General features: G+C 72.2%; 12 protein-coding genes, 4 tRNA genes and 1 riboswitch. Of the genes, 7 read left to right on the top strand and 9 right to left on the bottom strand.

Annotation, left to right across the window (positions count from 1 at the left end; translation table 11 throughout):
• The first annotated feature begins 55 nt into the window (after nt 1–55).
• On the top strand, nt 56–1,486 hold the full coding sequence (locus IEZ08_RS15185; protein WP_068924374.1) for a glutamate-cysteine ligase family protein: 1,431 nt from the start codon (nt 56–58) through the stop codon (nt 1,484–1,486).
• Nucleotides 1,487–1,570: 84 nt separating this feature from the next.
• A complete protein-coding gene (locus IEZ08_RS15180; protein ID WP_189242348.1) occupies nt 1,571–2,620 on the top strand; it encodes a hypothetical protein in 1,050 nt (349 codons plus the stop codon).
• Nucleotides 2,621–2,692: 72 nt separating this feature from the next.
• On the opposite strand, the gene pcp is transcribed toward IEZ08_RS15180, so the two are convergent.
• The 8 genes from pcp to IEZ08_RS15140 form a co-directional block, all read right to left on the bottom strand.
• Nucleotides 2,693–3,337: a pyroglutamyl-peptidase I gene (gene pcp / locus IEZ08_RS15175; protein ID WP_189242347.1), complete on the bottom strand. Its 645-nt coding sequence runs from the start codon at nt 3,335–3,337 to the stop codon at nt 2,693–2,695.
• A 93-nt stretch (nt 3,338–3,430) separates the two neighbouring features.
• Nucleotides 3,431–5,404 (bottom strand): endonuclease/exonuclease/phosphatase family protein, encoded by a 1,974-nt coding sequence (locus tag IEZ08_RS15170; RefSeq protein ID WP_189242346.1) that lies wholly within the window; start codon nt 5,402–5,404, stop codon nt 3,431–3,433.
• Nucleotides 5,405–5,487: 83 nt separating this feature from the next.
• A complete protein-coding gene (locus IEZ08_RS15165) occupies nt 5,488–6,381 on the bottom strand; it encodes a hypothetical protein (protein WP_229803130.1) in 894 nt (297 codons plus the stop codon).
• 63 nt (nt 6,382–6,444) lie between these two features.
• Entirely contained in the window at nt 6,445–7,317 is an 873-nt protein-coding gene (locus IEZ08_RS15160) for a hypothetical protein (RefSeq protein WP_068924369.1), read from the bottom strand.
• A 260-nt stretch (nt 7,318–7,577) separates the two neighbouring features.
• Nucleotides 7,578–7,649 (bottom strand) — tRNA-Val (locus tag IEZ08_RS15155).
• Between the two features lie 14 nt (nt 7,650–7,663).
• Nucleotides 7,664–7,735, bottom strand: a tRNA-Gly gene (locus tag IEZ08_RS15150).
• 75 nt (nt 7,736–7,810) lie between these two features.
• Nucleotides 7,811–7,881: transfer RNA gene (locus IEZ08_RS15145), tRNA-Cys, on the bottom strand.
• Between the two features lie 25 nt (nt 7,882–7,906).
• Nucleotides 7,907–7,978 (bottom strand) — tRNA-Gly (locus IEZ08_RS15140).
• Between the two features lie 148 nt (nt 7,979–8,126).
• On the opposite strand from IEZ08_RS15140, the gene IEZ08_RS15135 reads away from it, so the two are divergent.
• Complete coding sequence (locus tag IEZ08_RS15135) at nt 8,127–9,620, top strand: Nramp family divalent metal transporter (protein ID WP_189242345.1); 1,494 nt, start codon at nt 8,127–8,129, stop codon at nt 9,618–9,620.
• A gap of 24 nt (nt 9,621–9,644) precedes the next feature.
• On the opposite strand, the gene IEZ08_RS15130 is transcribed toward IEZ08_RS15135, so the two are convergent.
• A complete protein-coding gene (locus IEZ08_RS15130; RefSeq protein ID WP_068924367.1) occupies nt 9,645–11,576 on the bottom strand; it encodes an N-acetylmuramoyl-L-alanine amidase in 1,932 nt (643 codons plus the stop codon).
• A gap of 154 nt (nt 11,577–11,730) precedes the next feature.
• On the opposite strand from IEZ08_RS15130, the gene IEZ08_RS15125 reads away from it, so the two are divergent.
• From IEZ08_RS15125 to IEZ08_RS15110, 4 genes are all read left to right on the top strand, one after another.
• Nucleotides 11,731–12,006: a hypothetical protein gene (locus IEZ08_RS15125; RefSeq protein ID WP_068924366.1), complete on the top strand. Its 276-nt coding sequence runs from the start codon at nt 11,731–11,733 to the stop codon at nt 12,004–12,006.
• Between the two features lie 88 nt (nt 12,007–12,094).
• Nucleotides 12,095–13,903, top strand: coding sequence for a glutamine--fructose-6-phosphate transaminase (isomerizing) (glmS, locus tag IEZ08_RS15120; RefSeq protein ID WP_229803128.1), 1,809 nt, complete (start codon nt 12,095–12,097; stop codon nt 13,901–13,903).
• Nucleotides 13,904–14,048: 145 nt separating this feature from the next.
• The gene (locus tag IEZ08_RS15115; RefSeq protein ID WP_068924364.1) at nt 14,049–15,092 is read left to right on the top strand and encodes a Bug family tripartite tricarboxylate transporter substrate binding protein; all 1,044 of its coding nucleotides are present in this window, start codon (nt 14,049–14,051) and stop codon (nt 15,090–15,092) included.
• 5 nt (nt 15,093–15,097) lie between these two features.
• Nucleotides 15,098–15,292, top strand: a riboswitch (cobalamin riboswitch).
• Between the two features lie 120 nt (nt 15,293–15,412).
• Complete coding sequence (locus IEZ08_RS15110) at nt 15,413–17,641, top strand: ribonucleoside-diphosphate reductase subunit alpha (RefSeq protein ID WP_189242344.1); 2,229 nt, start codon at nt 15,413–15,415, stop codon at nt 17,639–17,641.
• Nucleotides 17,642–17,691 lie beyond the last annotated feature (50 nt).

The following is a 17,691-nucleotide window of genomic DNA, read 5'->3' as shown; positions in this document are numbered from 1 at the left end:
AGGCCACCTACAGGAGAGAGGGGGAGGGACGAGAGCCGATCGATCGGAAGGCGTAATGGGGCAGAGAGTCGACAAGGATCGCTACTCCGAGGCGGAGTTCGCCCGTTTCGGGGAACGGCTGGCCGAGCAGCTCGCCCGGCTTCACGAGCTGCTCGCCCGGCCGGGGTTCGGGACGGGGCCCGCGACCATCGGCGCCGAGCTGGAGATGTTCCTCATCACTCCGGACGGCCGTCCTCTCCCGCGCAACCACGAGGTGCGCGACGCCGCCGCCGACGACCGGCTCACCCTGGAACTGGGCCGGTTCAACCTGGAGGCCAACCTGACCCCGCTGCCGCTGCCGGGCAGGCCGTTCACCGCGCTGGAGCGGGAGGTGCGCGAGGTCATCGCCAAGGTGGACGCCGCGGCGGCCGGGCAGGGCGGGCAGGCGGTGGCGATCGGCATCCTGCCCACGCTCGGCGAACTCGACTTCACCCACGAGACGATGAGCGACGAGAGCCGCTACCGGGCGCTGAGCCGGGGCATGCGGCGGCTGCGGGTCGAGCCGTTCCTGGTCCGCATCGACGGGGTGGAGAAGCTGGAGCTGGAGGTCCAGGGCGTGATCCTGGAGAGCGCCAACACCTCCTGGCAGATCCACCTCCGCACGCCCCCGGCCGACTTCGCCCGCGTCTACAACGCCGCCCAGCTGGCGATGGGCCCGGTCCTGGCGGTCAGCGGGAACTCCCCGGGCTTCCTGGGCCGGCGCCTGTGGGAGGAGACCAGGATCGCCCTGTTCGAGGAGTCGGCCGACGACCGTGACCTGGAGCGGCTCGGGCGCAGGGACCGGCGGGTGGCCTTCGGGTCCGGCTGGGTGAGCAGCGCCGAGGACCTGTTCGCGGCATGCGTGCGCGACTACGAGCCGATCCTGCCGATGACCTTCCATGAGGACGAGGCGGCCGGGGACGAGGACGTCCCCCGGCTGGACGAGCTCCGCCTGCACCAGGGCACGGTGTGGCAGTGGAACCGACCGGTGTACGACCCGGGGGACGGCGGCCACCTGCGGGTGGAGATGCGCGCCCTGCCCGCCGGGCCCACTCCCGTCGACATGGTGGCCAACGCCGCCTTCCTGCTCGGTCTCACCTCCGCCCTGGCCGTCGAGCCGGTGGAGGAGTTCCCCTTCGCCTCTGCCTACCGGAACTTCTACCGGGCGGCGATCAACGGCCTGGACGCCTCCCTGGCCTGGCCCGGCAGGGAGGGGGAGGCGCCCGCGGTCGAGCTGGTCAAGGACCTGCTGCCGGTGGCCGCGGCCGGCCTTGAGCGGGTCGGCGTGGAGTCCGGCGAGGCGGGACGCATGCTGGAGATCGTCCGGGAGCGGGCCATGCGGCGCCGTACCGGGTCGGTCTGGCAGCGGGAGGCGCTGGCCGCCGCGGGCGGGGACGCGGCCCGGATGGTGACCCGCTACCGGGAGCTGGCGCTGACCGGGGAACCGGTGCACACCTGGCCCCGGTGATCGTGACAGGAGGGTAATAACGTCATACTTCTGAACTCCGCACCATGATCCGCCAGACTGGTGGAAAAGGGGGAAGGAGTTCGTGTGAGTACGATGACGCCCGTACCGGCGGGGCCGTTCCAGCTGAAGCGCGGTGCCGACGGCCCTCCGGCCGGGCTGGAGGTGCTGGCGCGGGAGCTCGACAAGGCGCCGCTGGGCGCGGTGCTGTCCAAGGCCAACCGGGTCACGGAACGCAAAGGAACCAGGGGGACCGGGGCGTTCGGCTCGATGAGGCCCCGCCCGGCCGACTGGTACACCTTCAACGCCGCCGACAACGGCGCCGTCGCCTGGTATCCGCAGGGCCTGACCAGCGCCGCCGACGCGGGCGTCTCCGGGAACGTGTTCGTGGTCAGCTGGTACTTCAATCCCGACAACGCCCAGGGCCCGGAGCGGGGGATACGCCTGTCGTTCATGGACGCCGCGGCTCTGCGCTACCGGCACGTCCTGCTCGTCGCGGTCCGGCCGGACGGGGGCATCGCCCCGATCAACATCCACGCCGGGGGCGTGGCCTGGTACGGGGACCTGCTCTACGTCGCCGACACCGTCAAGGGCTTCCGGGTCTTCGACGTCCGGCACATCTACGAGGTCAACGGCACGGACGAGGAGACGATCGGCCGCCGCAAGGACGGGCTGTACGACGCCTTCGGCTACCGCTACGTGATGCCGCAGGTCGGTTCCTGGACCGTCACCGCCGCCGGCGCCGTGTTCTCCTTCGCCGCCGTCGACCGTACCGGGGACCCCGACCTGCTGATCTCCGGGGAGTTCGTCAGCGATCCGGCCCGGACCGGGCGGGTCGCGCGCTGGCCGCTGGAGGCCGACGGCACGCTGCGCGCCGACGCGAACGGCGTCGCGGCGGCCATGGACGCCTACGACCTGCCGGCGCAGAAGATCCAGGGGGCGCTCTCCCGGGGTCGCACCTGGTACCTCAGCCAGTCCGCGGGCTCACAGCGGAACGGCACCCTGATCGTGGCCGGTGACAAGCTCGTCCGCAGGCAGTATCCGATCGGCCCGGAGGACCTCACCCTCGTCGGCGGACGGGTGTGGAGCGTGAGCGAGTTCCCCGGCCGCAGGGTGATCTACGCCGTGCCGCTGTAGCCGCGCGGCACCCCGGGGCATGGCGCCTCAGCGGATGGCGCCTCAGTGGATGGCGCCTCAGCGGATGGCGCCTCAGTGGATGGCGCCGCCCACCAGGCGCAGGTCGTCGTGGAGCAGGACGGCGGCCGTCACGATCGCGGTCAGCGCCTCGGCGACCAGCGGGACCGGCATGGATGGCGCGGCGTGGTCGAGGACCTGCTCCGGGGCGTACGGCACATGCACGAAACCGCCGCGGACCTCCGGGAACTCGGTGGCGATCAGGTGCATGAGGCCGTAGAAGACGTGGTTGCAGACGAACGTCCCGGCGCTGTGCGACACGCTCGCCGGGACCCCGGCCTTCCGCGCCGCGGCCACGCACGCCTTCACCGGCAGCGTGGAGAAGTACGCCGCCGGGCCGCCGGGGACCACCGGCTGGTCGATCGGCTGTTCTCCGGCGTTGTCCGGGATGCGGGCGTCGTCGAGATTGATCGCGATCCGCTCGACCGTGACGGCCTCGCGCCCGCCCGCCTGCCCGACGCAGATGACCACCTCGGGCTCGTGCTCGACGATCGCCTCGCGCAGGCGCCAGGTCGCCTCGCCGAACACGCACGGCAGCAGCACGGAGTGCACGACCAGCTGCTGTACGGCCTGCTCGCGCTCGACCAGCTGGACCGCCTCCCACGACGGGTTGACGGCCGAGCCGTCGAACGGCTCGAACCCGGTGAGCAGCGCCCTCATCGCCGCTCCACCGGGAGGGAGCCGGCCGCCACCCCGCGGAACCCGGGGCCGCCATCACCGACCATCACCGGTTGGTTCGTCATAGGACGAACACTACTTAACGGGAACAAGGGTGATGGCGATGGGGCGGTGGTCGGAGTGGTCGACGTCCGGGTTCGCGTGGTCCCTGCCGGTGAAGCCCGGGGTGACCAGGACGTGGTCGATCTGCTCGGGAGAGCCGCCGGGGATCGTCCGGAACGGCCGCACCGGGGCGATCGGGTCGGTCAGCCCGGAGTCCAGCAGCACCTTCCAGGCCGGGTCGGCGGGCTCGATGTTCAGGTCGCCGGCGAGGACCACCGGCCGGTCCTTCGCGGCCTCCCGGACGATCCCGGCGAGCTGTTCCACCTGGTCGAGCTCGCGCCAGCCCGGCGGGGGCTGCAGGTGGGTGCCGATCAGGGTGACGTCCCGTCCCCGCCAGCGCAGCCCGACCTCCAGCGCCTGCGCGCCCGTGGGCCCGCCCCGGACGAGCACGTGGTTGCGGACCGAGGTGACCGGCAGGTTCGTCAGGACCGCGTCGCCCCAGACCTCGTCGGCCGCCGGGGCCCAGACGAACCGCATGCCCAGCCGCTCGGCGATGAGCCGCACGTCGTCGTGGCCGCCGTTGAGCAGCCAGCCCCGGTCGGCCTCGCTGAGCACGACCACGTGCGGCCGCAGCTCCCTGAGCGCGTCGGCCTGCCGGTCGAGCGAGAGCCGGCCGGACTCGCCGTACCCCATCCGGATGTTGTAGGCCGCCACCCGCAGCCCCTCCCCGGCGGGCTCCCAGGCGGGGACCGGCCCCCGCCAGAGCGGGGCGGACGCCACGAGCGCGGCGGACGCCGCCGCGGCGGCCACCGCGGCGGCGGGTGTCCGCCACCCGGCCCCGCCCGCCAGTCGGGAGGACCCGACCCTGCCCGCCAGCCGGGAGGCCCCGGGCAGGCTCAGCGCGGCGACCAGGAGCGCGGCGGCGATCGGCACCCAGTCGTTGGGCAGGTAGAGGTCGTAGGCGGCGTAGTAGGCGAAGACGAGCACGACGAACAGCAGCATGCCCCCGGCGGCGGCCAGGCCGCGCCGGGCGGGCGCGCCGGGGCCCCTGGACGCCGGAGAGGGGGACGCGGCCGTGTGGGCGAGGCAGGCGACCAGGGACAGCTGGCCGAGGGCCTGGGCGGCGATCAACGCCTGCGGTGAGACGCCGTGGATGCCGCCGATCGCCGGGTGCAGGAGGGCGAAGGCGGCGGCGGAGGCGACCAGGACGGCGCCCGGGACCAGCGGGTGCCACCGCCACGGCGGTACGGCGGGCAGCAGCGACAGCACCGCGAACCCCGCCACGACCGCCGCGACCCAACCGGGGGCGTCGACCGTGGACTGCGCGTAGGCGCCGTTGCCGGTGTACAGGCCCCACAGCAGCAGGGCGGGACCGACCAGCAGCCAGGCACGCGGCCCGCCCGCGGTCTCCTCCGGCCGTCCGACGTCCGCGGCGCCGGGGGAGACCGCGGGTGACCCCTCCCCTGCCGGGGCCGGAGCCGGGGCCGGGGCCGGGGCCGGGGTCCGGGAGCGGGCCAGGAACACCGCGAACAGCGCCAGCTCGATCGCCAGGAGCAGCCAGGGGACCGGCCCCGCCCGCCACATCAGGTCGACGCCGTCCAGCGTCGCGTGGATCACGGTGGAGGCCGCGAGCCCCGCGGCCACCCCGGCCATCGCGGGCCGGGCGTCCCCGGCGGCCATCGCGGTGGCGACCAGCCAGGCCAGTCCGGCCAGCAGCCCCGCGCTCGCCAGGTAGAGCTGCGGGCTCCCGCCGCCGGTCAGCTGCAGCGCGGCCCGGGCGGAGAGCAGCAGGATCCCGGCGCCCAGCGCGATCCGGGGCGCGGGCACCAGGCGGGCCAGCGGCACCGTGAGGAAGGCCGCCGCGAACCAGCCCAGGGCGTACAGGCCCATCAGCTCGGCGGGCGTGCTGCCCGCCCGGCCGAACAGCGTGATCAGCGACGGCAGGAAGACCCGCAGCACGTCGGCCAGTACGACCACGCCCAGGGTGACGTCCAGGCGGATCCGCATGCCCACCTCCGAGGAATGCCGCCAAGGAATGCCTCAAGGAATGTGAGCCATCCTCGCTTCCTTGCGGTGTCCTGGCAAGGGACCTAGGTCTCGGCGGGGCCGTCCAGGTAACGGAACGCCTCCTGCGCGGAGCGGACGCTGTCGCGCAACGCCTGCTCCAGTCTGGCCGCGTCCCGGGACAGGCCGTCGATCTCCGGTACGGCGAACGCGTCGGCGCCCGTCTCGGCGAGCAGCTCCTCGTAACGGGGCAGGCGGGAGCGGAGCAGTTCGATCTGCTCCTGGGCGCGCAGCGCCCGCTCGGCATCGGCCACGTGACCGGCGTAGCGTTCCAGGGCCTCGACGCGGGCGACGACGGCGGCCTCGCTGGCGATCAGCGCCCGCTCCAGCGGCTCCATCGCCGCGAACACCTCCGGGGAGCCGCCGCCGCGGGCGAGGTCGCGATGCTCACCCCGCAGCGCCGACAACTTGGCCAGGAGCCGGGAGATCTCCCACTCCTGCGCCGGGAGCATCACCGAGTTGCGCACGTCGTCGAGCATCCCCTTGCCGTTGACCTCGGAGCCGAGCACGTAGTCGACCGCCTGCCGGGTCCGCTCGCGCAACAGCTCGGCGGAGTGGTCGAAGTCCTCGGGCAGCAGGTAGCGCCCCTCGTACCAGCGGGCCTGGCGGTAGACGTCGTACTCGTAGGTCTCCGGCTCCAGCGGCTCCTTGGCGGCCAGGTGCCCGATGACGGCCACGAAGAGGAAGAGCGCGGCGACGAACAGGAAGATCTGCCCGCCCTGCGCAACGAGGACGACGCCCAGGAGGAGGAGCCCGGCGAGCGCTCCGCAGACCTGCAGGGCGCGGACGGCGAGTTTGGAGGAGCCGGAGTGCGGTTCGGGGGTCCACCCGGCACGGATTCGGGACAGCAGGGGACCGTTCCGGCGAAACAGCTCGGCGACCTCCGCCGGCACCTCCGGATCGACCACCACATGGTGCACCGGCCCGCCCCCTTCCTCCGGTCCTCGCGGTAGGCCCGTAGTCAAGAAAGCTTATATTTTCGGCTATCCATCGAGATAGCGGAATGCCTCGTGTGCGGAGCGAACACTGTCGCGCAGCGCCCTCTGCAGCTGGTCGGCGTCCTGCGCCAGGTATCCGATCTCCGGGGCCAGCAGCGTCCCGGCCCCCGCCTCCGCGAGGAGTTGCTCGTACTCCGGCAGGTGGGCGCGGATGGCCTCGATCTGGTGGTGCGAGACCAGGGCGCGGTCGGCGTCGGCCACGTGACCGGCGTAGCGCTCCATGGCCTCGACGCGGGCGACGACGGCGGCCTCGCTGGCGGCCAGCGCCCGCTCCAGCGGCTCCATCGCCGCGACCACCTCGGGAGTCCTGCCGCCGCGGGCGAGGTCGTGGTGCCTGGCCCGCAGCGCCGACAGCTTCGTCAGCAGCTTGGCGATCTCCCACTCCTCGGCGGGGAGCATCACCGAGTTGCGCACGCTGTCGAGCAGGCCCATGACGTTGACCCGCGAGCGCAGGATCTGGTCGATCGCCCGCTGGACCCGGCCCATCAGCTGCCGGGAGGGGACGTCGAAGTCCTCCAGCACCAGGAAACGGCCCTGCCACTGGGACGCGTGGCGGTACAGGACGCGCTCCGGAGAGTCCGCGGGAGGAGGCTTCCTGATGATGTACATCAGGAAGAGGACGAAGAGCTCCACCCCCGCCAAGAAGATCATCAGCGGTGCGAGCACAGCGCCCACCGCGATCAGCGTCGTGATCGCCAGCAGCAGCGTCGCGCCGAACACGCCCAGGACCGGGCCGGGGATCCCGGTTCCCGCCTCCGGGTTCCAGCCGTTGCGGAACCGGGAGAGCAGCGGCCCGTTCCGGCGCATGACGTTGGCCACATCCGCGGGCACCTCCGGATCGACCACCACACGCAGCACGGCCTGCCCCCTTCGCCGAAGCCGAAAGCACATGCATCACCCGATTCCGGGCGATGCGTCTTTCCATGGTGCCTCGTGTTGGGAGATGCGTGACGCCTTACCGGGCATTCGGGGGGAACCGCCGGGGCGGGCCGCGGCTTCGGCCGGGAGAGCGGGCCGGGCAACGGGTGGGGAGCGGGCCGGAGAACCGGGTGGGAAAACCGGAGAACCGGGTGGGGAAACACGAAACCCCAGGCCTTGCGACCTGGGGAGACGGTGAGTGGACGATACAGGGATTGAACCTGTGACCTCTTCCGTGTCAGGGAAGCGCTCTCCCGCTGAGCTAATCGTCCTCGGGTGAACCCAGAGCGGAAGACGGGATTCGAACCCGCGACCCTCACCTTGGCAAGGTGATGCTCTACCCCTGAGCCACTTCCGCGTGTCCGCTCCGGGTCGCCCCTTCGCGGTGTGCACCACCTTACCGGATCCCGGAGGCTCCGATGACCGTGCGCTGAGGTGGAGACGGGATTTGAACCCGTGTACACGGCTTTGCAGGCCGTTGCCTCGCCTCTCGGCCACTCCACCAGCCAGGCCCTGAAGGACCTGCCGGAGCGGAAGACGGGATTCGAACCCGCGACCCTCACCTTGGCAAGGTGATGCTCTACCCCTGAGCCACTTCCGCGTGCTGCCCGGCGGATCCGCCGGGGCACGGGAAAACTCTAGCGCCTTTTCGGAGGTGCGTGCGCGCGGGTTGGGTCTTGATGAGCCGGAGACGGGGGCGCACGCTCGAAGTGACCTTGGGGAACGGCTGGAGAACCAGGAGGCGCCCCATGACGGAACCCATGCTCGAACGTCCGCTCGGGGTCAGCCGCCCGCCGCTGGCCGTCACCGACCTCCCCGCGCCCGAGGAGGTCTTCGGCGTCAGCAGGATCGGTGCCAAGGAACTGTTCAAGTTCGCCGTCGGGCCCAGTCTGATCGCCCTGGGCATCTCCATCGGCAGCGGCGAGTGGCTGCTGGGCCCGCAGGCGGTCGGGCAGTACGGGTTCGTCGGGGTCGGCTGGGTGATCGTCGTCTCCGCGATCCTGCAGACCTTCTACAACGTCGAGTGCTCGCGCTACGTGATGGCGACCGGCGAGGTCCCGGTCGTCGGCTGGGGACGGGTGCCGCCCGGCTACCTGCTCTGGGTGCCGGTCTCCGTCTTCATCGTGATCTTCGCCTTCATCGCGGGCGGCTGGGCGGGCGCCGCCGGACAGGGCGTCTACGCGCTCATCCACGGCGCGGTGCCGCCCGCCGGCTCGGCGGAGCCCAAGTGGTGGGCCATCGCGCTGCTCGTGCTCGTCTTCCTCATCACCGCGGCCGCCCGGCGGATCAGCCGCGCCCTGGAACTGGCCAACTGGGTCATGGTCGGCTCGATCCTCGCCGGCCTGCTCCTCATCGACCTGTTCGTGGTCCCGTTCGGCCAGTGGTGGGAGGCGATCCGCGGCTTCGTCACCCCCGCCGCCCCACCCGCCGGGATCACCGCGACCCAGATCGGCGCGCTGGCCGGGTTCACCGCGCTGGCCTCCGGCCTCAACTGGTACGTCATGGGTCACTACCGGGACAAGGGGTACGGCATGGGCCACCGGGCCGGGTTCATCTCCGGCCTGCGGGGCGAGCGCCGGGAGTTGCTGGCCAGCGGCGTCACCTTCCCCGAGGACGCGCGGAACGCGGCCATGTGGAAGCGCTGGTACCGCCTGCTGATGATCGACATGTGGGGCGTGTTCTTCGTCGGCGCCATGCTCGGCATGCTGCTGCCCACGATCCTGATGGCCCGCGCGGTCGAGCTCTCCGGCCGGCGGCCCACCCAGGCGAACGTCCCGACCTTCGTCGCGGGCGTGCTGCGGGCCGAGTACGGCCCGGCGATGTTCTCCATCGTCCTGGTCCTGGGCGTGCTGATCCTGTTCTCCACCCAGCTGGGCATCTTCGAGGCGATGGTCCGGGTGACCACCGACGCCGCCCACGCCACCAGCCCCCGGCTCCGCGCGCTGATCGAGGGCGACCCGCGCCGGTTCTACTACCCCTTCATGATCGTGCTGCTGGTGGTCATCGGCGTCATCATCTTCCAGGCGCTGCCGGTCAGCCTGGTCCAGTGGTCGGCGAACATGTCCAACCTGGGCGCGCTGATCTACCCCTTCCTGCTGATGTACCTCAACAGCCGCCTGCCCCGCCCGGCCCGCCCCCGCTGGTGGCACTACGTCATCCTGGTCCTCAACTTCCTGTTCTTCGGCTTCTTCTTCGTCAACTTCATCGCCGACTTCGCGGGCGACCCGTTGATCACCTTCTGACCCGTCCTCCGGCGGGACGGGGCGTCAGCTTCGCAGGGCGACGACGTCCTCGGCGCGGACGAACATGAAGCGGTGCCCGAACTGGATCTGGTGGTAGACCGTGCCGCCCACGATCATCCGGTGCTTGGCCGTGTCGAAGGTGACGGCGCGCAGGTAGGACCCGCGGAGGGTCATGCCGACGCTGTAGCGTTGCCCGGCCCGGAACGAGTACTGCAGCGGGGCGAGCTTCTGCCGCCTGACCCCCCGCGGGTAGGCCGACGGCTCGGGGTAGGCCCTGCCGTACAGCTTCACCGAGGACAGTCCGGGCCGGGGCGTCACCAGGAGGCCGGAGGCGCGCTCCGAGGTGCGGGCGCCCCGGGGGTCGTGGAACCACGCCTTCTGGCCGAGGTACCAGATGGCGGTCCAGTCGCCCCGGCGATCGGCGAGGGCGTAGCGCTGTCCGGCCGAGGCGCGTGCGGCGTGGTCGTAGACGCTCTGGGTGGAGCGGCCCTTCGGATGCCTGCCGACGTCTTTGACCAGCGGGGCGCCGGGCGCGGGCCGGGAGCGCAGCCAGACCGTGGAGGCGCCCTGCGGCGGGCACCCGCCGGACCCGCGGCAGCCGGTGAAGGGCTGGACCGCGTATCGGGGCAGGATCAGCACCGAGCGCCCGCCCTTGCGGGCGGCCCGCGACAGCGGGCGGCCGAGCAGCTGGAAGTAGCGTTCCCAGTCCCAGTACGGTCCCGGGTCGGTGTGCATGCCCCGCACCGTGGCCCGGGTGGTGCCGGGCACGTTGTCGTGGCCGACGACGTGCGCGCGGTCCAGCGGCACGCCGTACTTCCAGGCGAGGTGGCGGACCAGCTTGGCCGAGGCCCGGTACATCGCCTCGGTGTACCAGGCGCCGCCCCTGGCCAGGTAGCCCTCGTGCTCCAGGCCGATGGAGCGGGAGTTGACGTCCCAGTTGCCCGCGTGCCAGCCGACGTCCCGGGCGCGCAGGTGCTGGGCGATCTGGCCGTCGCCGGAGCGCAGGGTGAAGTGCCAGCTCAGGTAGCGCGGGTTGCGCACCGAGTTGACCATGGACCGGTAGCTGCTCTCGCCGTCGTGGATGACGATGTAGTCGATCCTCCTGCGTCCCGGGTAGCGGTCGTGGTTGCCGTACCGGCCCTTCCTGCCGAGCCGCTGGTAGGGGGCGGGCAGCCAGGAGCAGGAGACGGTGGCCGGGCAGTCGGGGCCGGACGCGGCGGCGGACCGGCGCATGCCCAGCCGCCCGGACAGGCGGGCCGGCAGGGGGCCGGGCGGGACCGCCGACGGGTCGGGGGACAGGACCACCGGCCCGCCGCCGTCGGTGGTGCGCGCCGCCCCGGTGCGCATCGTCGCGTAGACCTCGCCGGCGAAGGACTCCGCCGCCCCGGCGTCGTCCGAGCCGGAGTAGCGGGCCACCGCGCCGTACCAGCCGGCCGGGCCGTCTCCGGCCGGGCCGCCCGCCCGCCGCCGGTACTCGGCCAGCAGCGCGGCGCCGCCCCGGATGTTGGCGGCCGGGTCGTCGCGCAGCCGCCCGGGGGAGATGCCGGTCAGCCGGGACGCCAGCCGGAGGGTGTCCTCCGGTGGGGCGGCGGCGGGCCCGGGGAGGGCGGGCGGCCGGGGCAGCGGCCGCGTCTCGTCGCCGCGCGGATCCTCCCCGCCGCCGTGATGGCCTCCGGGTGCGGCGGCCGTACGGGCCCCGATCAGGCGCGCGTCGACCAGGTGCATGGGGCCGTAGCCGCCGGAGACGCTGGGCAGTCCGCCGTTGTGGTCCCAGCGCGACTCCAGGTAGGAGACCGCGAGCAGTACGTTCTCCGGCACCCCGTAGTCCCGCGCGGCCCGGGCGAACGCCTCCTGCCTTCCCCCTGGGACGTCCCGCCGGGTTTCGGCCTTTCCCGGGGCGGCAGGGATCACCATGGCGAGAACGACAAGCGCCGCGGTACCTGACAGGTGTCGCATATATAACTCCTCCCACCCCGATGACTACCCTCAGTGGCAAATCGCTACCTAGAGTCATAGAAGTGACAGCAGTTGGATGGGAGGCGTCGATTTCTGCCCGAAATCGGGCAGGAAACTTGGTGAATCCCTCCGCCCGTGCATATGGTCCTGCTCTGTGTCCACGACATGGCATCCGCACGAAGACCTGATCGTCCACCTGACCAGGACGAGCTCTCTCGGGCCCGGGGAGGCGGCGCGGGTGGTGGCGGAGGTGCTGGCGTACTTCTCCGAGCCCGTCGAGGAGTTCGTCCGGCGGCGTCATGCCGAGCTCAAGGGCAGGGGGCTGGTCAACGATGAGATCTTCCGCCGGATCGCCGCGGAGCTGCCGTCCCGCCGTGTCGCGGCGCCCGAGCTCTCCCTGCGGCAACTCCGCAGGATTGTCTACGGATGACCGGATAGATCAGTCGTAAATCAACGCGTATCGAAGAGTCGCATGAGAACGCGCCCGATCGGGAAGGAAGAGCCGAATGTGTGGAATCGTGGCCTACGTTGGACCGAAGGACGCGGCGCCGATCCTGCTGGAGGGCCTGCAGCGCCTGGAGTACCGGGGCTATGACTCGGCCGGCGTGGTGGTCGTCAACAAGGGCCTGAAGATGCGCAAGGTCAAGGGACGGGTCGCCGACCTGGCGGCGGCCGTACCGGCCCGGTTCAAGGGGGCCACCGGCATCGGCCACACCCGCTGGGCCACCCACGGCGTGCCCAGTGACGAGAACGCCCACCCGCACCTGTCGAACGACGAGCGCATCGCGGTCGTGCACAACGGTGTCATCGAGAACGCCGACGAGCTGCGCGCCAAGCTGGAGGCCGACGGCGCGGTCTTCCTGTCCGAGACCGACACCGAGGTGCTGGCCCACCTGATCGCCCGGACCGTCAAGGAGTCCGACTCGCTGGAGGAGGCCGTGCGGACCGCGCTCAAGCGGGTCGTCGGCACCTACGGCATCGCGGTCATCGACGCCGAGCGCCCCGGCGAGGTGGTCGTGGCCCGCAACGGCAGCCCGATCGTGCTGGGCATCGGCGAGCGGGAGATGTTCGCAGCCTCCGACGTGGCCGCCCTGGTCCGCTACACCCGTCAGGTGGTCCACCTGGAGGACGGCGAGCTGGCGGTGCTGAAGGCCGACGGCTTCCACACCTTCGCCAGCGACGCCCGGGAGACCGCCAAGGAACCGCTGACCGTCGACTGGGAGACCGCGAACTACGACACCGGCGGCTACGAGCACTACCTGCTCAAGGAGATCTCCGAGCAGCCCGAGACCGTCGCCCGCACCCTGCGCGGCCGCCTCGACGAGCGCTTCAACGTCGCCCACCTGGGCGGCCTCAACATGGACGCCCGGGAGATCAGGTCCTTCCGCCGCGTGAAGATCATCGGCTGCGGCTCGGCCTACTACTCCGGCCAGATCGGCGCGCAGCTCATCGAGGAGCTCGCCCGCGTCCCGGCCGACGCCGAGCCGGCCAGCGAGTTCCGCTACCGCAACCCGGTCGTGGAGCACGACACCCTGTACGTGGCGATCAGCCAGTCGGGCGAGACCTACGACACGCTGGCCGCCGTCCAGGAGCTCAAGCGCAAGGGCGGCCGGGTTCTGGGCATCGTCAACACCGTCGGCAGCGCCATCGCCCGCGAGTGCGACGGCGGCGTCTACCTGCACGCCGGACCCGAGGTCTCGGTCGCCAGCACCAAGGCGTTCACCTCGACCGCCGTGGCCTTCGCGCTGCTGGCCCTGCACATGGGCCGGGTGCGCGACCTGTCGCCGTCCGACGGCCGCCGCATCTGCGAGGGGCTGCGCCGCCTGCCCGACCAGATCAAGGAGATCCTCGCGCTGGAGCCGGAGATCAAGGAGCTCGCGCGGAAGTACGCCGCCGCGCCGAGCATGATGTTCATCGGCCGGGTCCGGGGCTACCCGGTGGCCCGCGAGGGCGCGCAGAAGCTCAAGGAGATCTCCTACGTGCACGCCGAGGCCTACCCGGCCAGCGAGCTCAAGCACGGCCCGCTGGCGCTGATCGGCCCCGAGATGCCGACCGTGGCGATCGTCCCCGACGACGAGCTGCTGGACAAGAACCTCACCGCGCTGGGCGAGATCCGGGCGCGCGGCGGAAAGGTGATCATGATCGGCCACCGGGAGGCCGACCCCAAGCTGGCCGACGACTGCCTGGTGCTGCCCAGGAACGAGGTGGAACTGGACCCGATCCTGATGGGCATCCCGCTCCAGCTGTTCGCCTACCACGCCGCCGTGGCCCTGGAGCGGGACGTCGACAAGCCGCGCAACCTGGCCAAGAGCGTCACGGTGGAGTGATCCGGGCGACCCCTGGCCCCGCCGCGCTGTGAAACCGGCCAAGAGCGTCACAGTGGAGTGATCCGGGCGTCTTCTCCCACCCCGCCTCATAGCGGAAAGTGACTTGAAGGTAACTTCGAGTATCGGAACCTGGGGGAGGACACCGATGCGCCGCAGGACGTTTCTCGCGCTCAGTGCGGGGATCACCGGGATCGCCGGGATCACGGCCGCCGCGACCGGCTGCGCCCTGATCGGCGGCGCCGGGGTGCCGCGCGCGGGAAGGCTGTCCATCGTCGCCCCCGCGGCGCGCGGGCAGCGCTGGGACCGGACGGCCCGCGCCGTGGCCGAGGTCGTGACCGGCGACGGGCTGGCCGCCGCGGCGCAGGTCGGCAACCGGCCGCAGGAGGCCGGGCTCGCCGCGCTCCACTCCCTCGCCGCCCCGCGCGCCCCGTTCGCCCGGGAGGGCCGGCTGCTGGTGGCGGGGGCGCCCCTGGTCGCCGCGGCGGAGATGGCGGGAGACGCCCCGGTGGCCGAGGCCGTGACCCCGCTGGCCCGCCTGGTCGGCGACTGGGCGGCGCTGGTGGTCCCGGCCGGTTCGCCGCTGCGCTCGTTCGAGGACTTCGCCGCCGCGCTCCGCCGCGACCCGTCCGGTCCCGTGGCCGGCGGCGGTACGGTGGGCGGCTGCGGCCACGTCCTCTACGGAATGATCGGCAAGTGCCTCGGCCTGGACGTCCGGCTGCTCAACTACGCCGGATACCCCGAGGAGGCCGACGCCGCCGAGGCGCTCCACGGCGGACGGCTGGCCGCCCTCGTGGGCCCGGTCCGTTCCTTCGCCACCGGGATCGCCACCGGCGGCCTGCGCCCCCTGGCGGTCTCCGCCGCCGCCCGGATCGACGGGATCGACGCCCCCACGCTGATGGAGCTCGGGATCCGGCTGGAGTACAGCGACTGGTGCGGAGTGTTCGGCCCGCGGGGGATGGGCGCCGAGGACTACGACGCCGCCGTGGCGCTGTGCGACCGCCTGGACGCCTCCCCCCGCTGGCGGGCGCTGTGCGCGCGGGAGGGCTGGGACCGCGTCTACCTGAGCGGGAACGACTTCCGCCGGTGGCTCGGCACCGAGACCAGGCGCACCCGCGAGGCGCTCTACGAGCTCGGGTTGCTGCGCGCAGCCGACACAAACTGTGGGGTTGGTTGCGCCGCGCGCCCCTAGATGTAGGATCCTTCCTCGTTGCTGGTTCGCCCTCCGGGGCGAGGCAAGAGGGAACCCGGTGAGAGTCCGGGGCTGCCCCGCAGCGGTGAACGGGAACGACCGCCGTCAGTCGAGCACTGGGGAGACCTGGGAAGCGACGGCCAGTAGGAACGCGTGTGACGCCCGTGAGTCCGAAGACCTGCCGGTGACGTGATGAGTCCAGGGCCTCGAGGGAGGGCCCGCGGACGAGGCGGTCCGGCATGCCCGCGTGCCCGCGTACCGCCCCTGCCGCCTGCCCGCCCGCGAGAGCCGTACCGCACGGGGAACGCGAGGGGTAGCACGTGACACAGACTCTGTCCGAAACGGCTCTGTCCGAGAGAGCTCTGTCCGAAACGGCCGGGCGCAGGCTGGCCATCGAGGAGGCCGCCGCCCGGGTGGTCACCGACCCGGAGAACTCCCGGCTCGCCGCCCGGCTGCTGGCCGAGCTGATCGCCGACGAGGCGGCCGGGCACGGGGTGCGGACCTTCTCGGAGTCCGTCGCCGCCACCCACGCGGCAGGCCTGGTGGCCGACCGGCTCGCCGCGTTCGTCGCCGCGCACGCCGCCGAGCTGGACGCGCTGATCACCGGGGAGAGCGCGTTCGAGTACTTCGGCCTGCGCACCGTCTACGACCGCTACCTGCTGCGCCACCCGGAGACCCGCAAGGTCCTGGAGCGCCCGCAGCACTTCTTCCTCCGGGTGGCCTGCGGCCTGGCGGAGACCGTCGCCGAGGCAGCCGAGCTGTACGGCCTCATGGCGAGCCTGTCCTACCTGCCCAGTTCGCCGACCCTGTTCAACTCCGGTGCCCGCCGCCCGCAGCTGTCGTCGTGCTTCCTGCTCGACTCGCCGCGCGACGAGCTGGAGGCGATCTACGAGCGGTACGGCCAGGTCGCGCGGTTGTCGAAGTACGCCGGGGGGATCGGCGTCTCCTGGACCCGCGTGCGCTCCCGGGGCTCGCTGATCCGGGGCACCAACGGCCACTCCAACGGCATCGTGCCGTGGCTGCGCACCCTGGACTCCAGCGTCGCCGCGGTCAACCAGGGCGGCCGCCGCAAGGGCGCGGCCTGCGTCTACCTGGAGACCTGGCACGCCGACATCGAGGAGTTCCTGGAGCTGCGCGACAACACCGGCGAGGACGCCCGCCGCACCCACAACCTCAACCTGGCCAACTGGATCCCGGACGAGTTCATGCGCCGGGTCGAGGCCGACGCCATGTGGTCGCTGTTCGATCCCAAGCAGGTCCCCTACCTCACCGACCTGTACGGCCCCGCCTTCGACGAGGCCTACCGGGCCGCCGAGGCCGACGGAGCGGCCGTCCGGCAGGTCCCGGCGCGGGCCCTCTACGGCCGGATGATGCGCACCCTCGCGCAGACCGGCAACGGCTGGATGACCTTCAAGGACGCGGCCAACCGGACCTCCAACCAGACCGCCCGCCCCGAGAACGTCATCCACCTGTCCAACCTCTGCACCGAGATCCTGGAGGTCACCAGCGACGCCGAGACCGCCGTGTGCAACCTCGGCTCCGTCAACCTCGCCGCCCACCTGGACGGCGGGAGCGGGCTGGACTGGGAGCGGCTGCGCCGTACGGTCCGCACCGCCGTCCGCTTCCTGGACCGCACCATCGACCTCGGCTTCTACCCGACCCCCGAGGCCGAGGCCGCCAACCGGCGGTGGCGGCCGATCGGGCTGGGCGTGATGGGCCTGGCCGACGTGTTCTTCGCGCTGCGCCTGCCGTTCGACTCGCCCGAGGCGCTGGAGCTGTCCACCCGCATCGCCGAGGAGATCGCGCTGGCCGCCTACGGCACCTCGGCCGACCTGGCCGCCGAGCGGGGCCGCCACCCCTCCTACGACGACACGCGGGCCGCCGCGGGCGTGCTCCACCCCGACCACTACGGCGCCGCGGACTCCCCGGCGTGGGCCGCGCTCCGCGCGAGGATCGCCGAGACCGGTCTCCGCAACTCGCTGATGATCGCCATCGCGCCGACCGCCACGATCGCGTCCATCGCGGGCTGCTACGAGTGCATCGAGCCCCAGGTCTCCAACGTCTTCAAGCGCGAGACCCTGTCGGGTGAGTTCCTCCAGGTCAACCGTTATCTCGTCCGCGACCTCCAGGAGCGCGGCCTGTGGACCCCGGCGGTCCGCGACGCGATCAAGCGGGCGGACGGCTCGGTCCAGGACATCCCGGAGATCCCGGCCGACCTGAAGGTCCTCTACCGGACCGCGTGGGAGCTGCCGCAGAAGGCGCTGATCGACCTGGCCGCCGCGCGCACGCCGTACATCGACCAGTCGCAGTCGCTGAACCTCTTCATGGCCACGCCCACCATCGGCAAGCTCTCCTCGATGTACGCCTACGCCTGGAAGTCCGGGCTGAAGACCACCTACTACCTGCGCTCGCGGCCCGCGACGAGGATCGCGCAGACCACCGTGGCCCAGCCGGCCGCCCCGGCCACCGCACCCGCCGTGCCGGTCGCCGACCCCGACGCCGTCGCGTGCTCGCTGGAGAACCCCGAGTACTGCGACGCCTGCCAGTAGGCGCGCCGGCCGCCCCGGACCCGCCCGTACGACGACTCCCCGAGAGGTCT

It is taken from the genome of Planobispora rosea, from assembly GCF_014648175.1.
GTDB classification, from domain to species: Bacteria; Actinomycetota; Actinomycetes; order Streptosporangiales; family Streptosporangiaceae; genus Planobispora; species Planobispora rosea.
The sequence above is the reverse complement of the archived record's forward strand: the minus strand, read 5'-3'. Positions and strand labels throughout refer to the sequence as shown.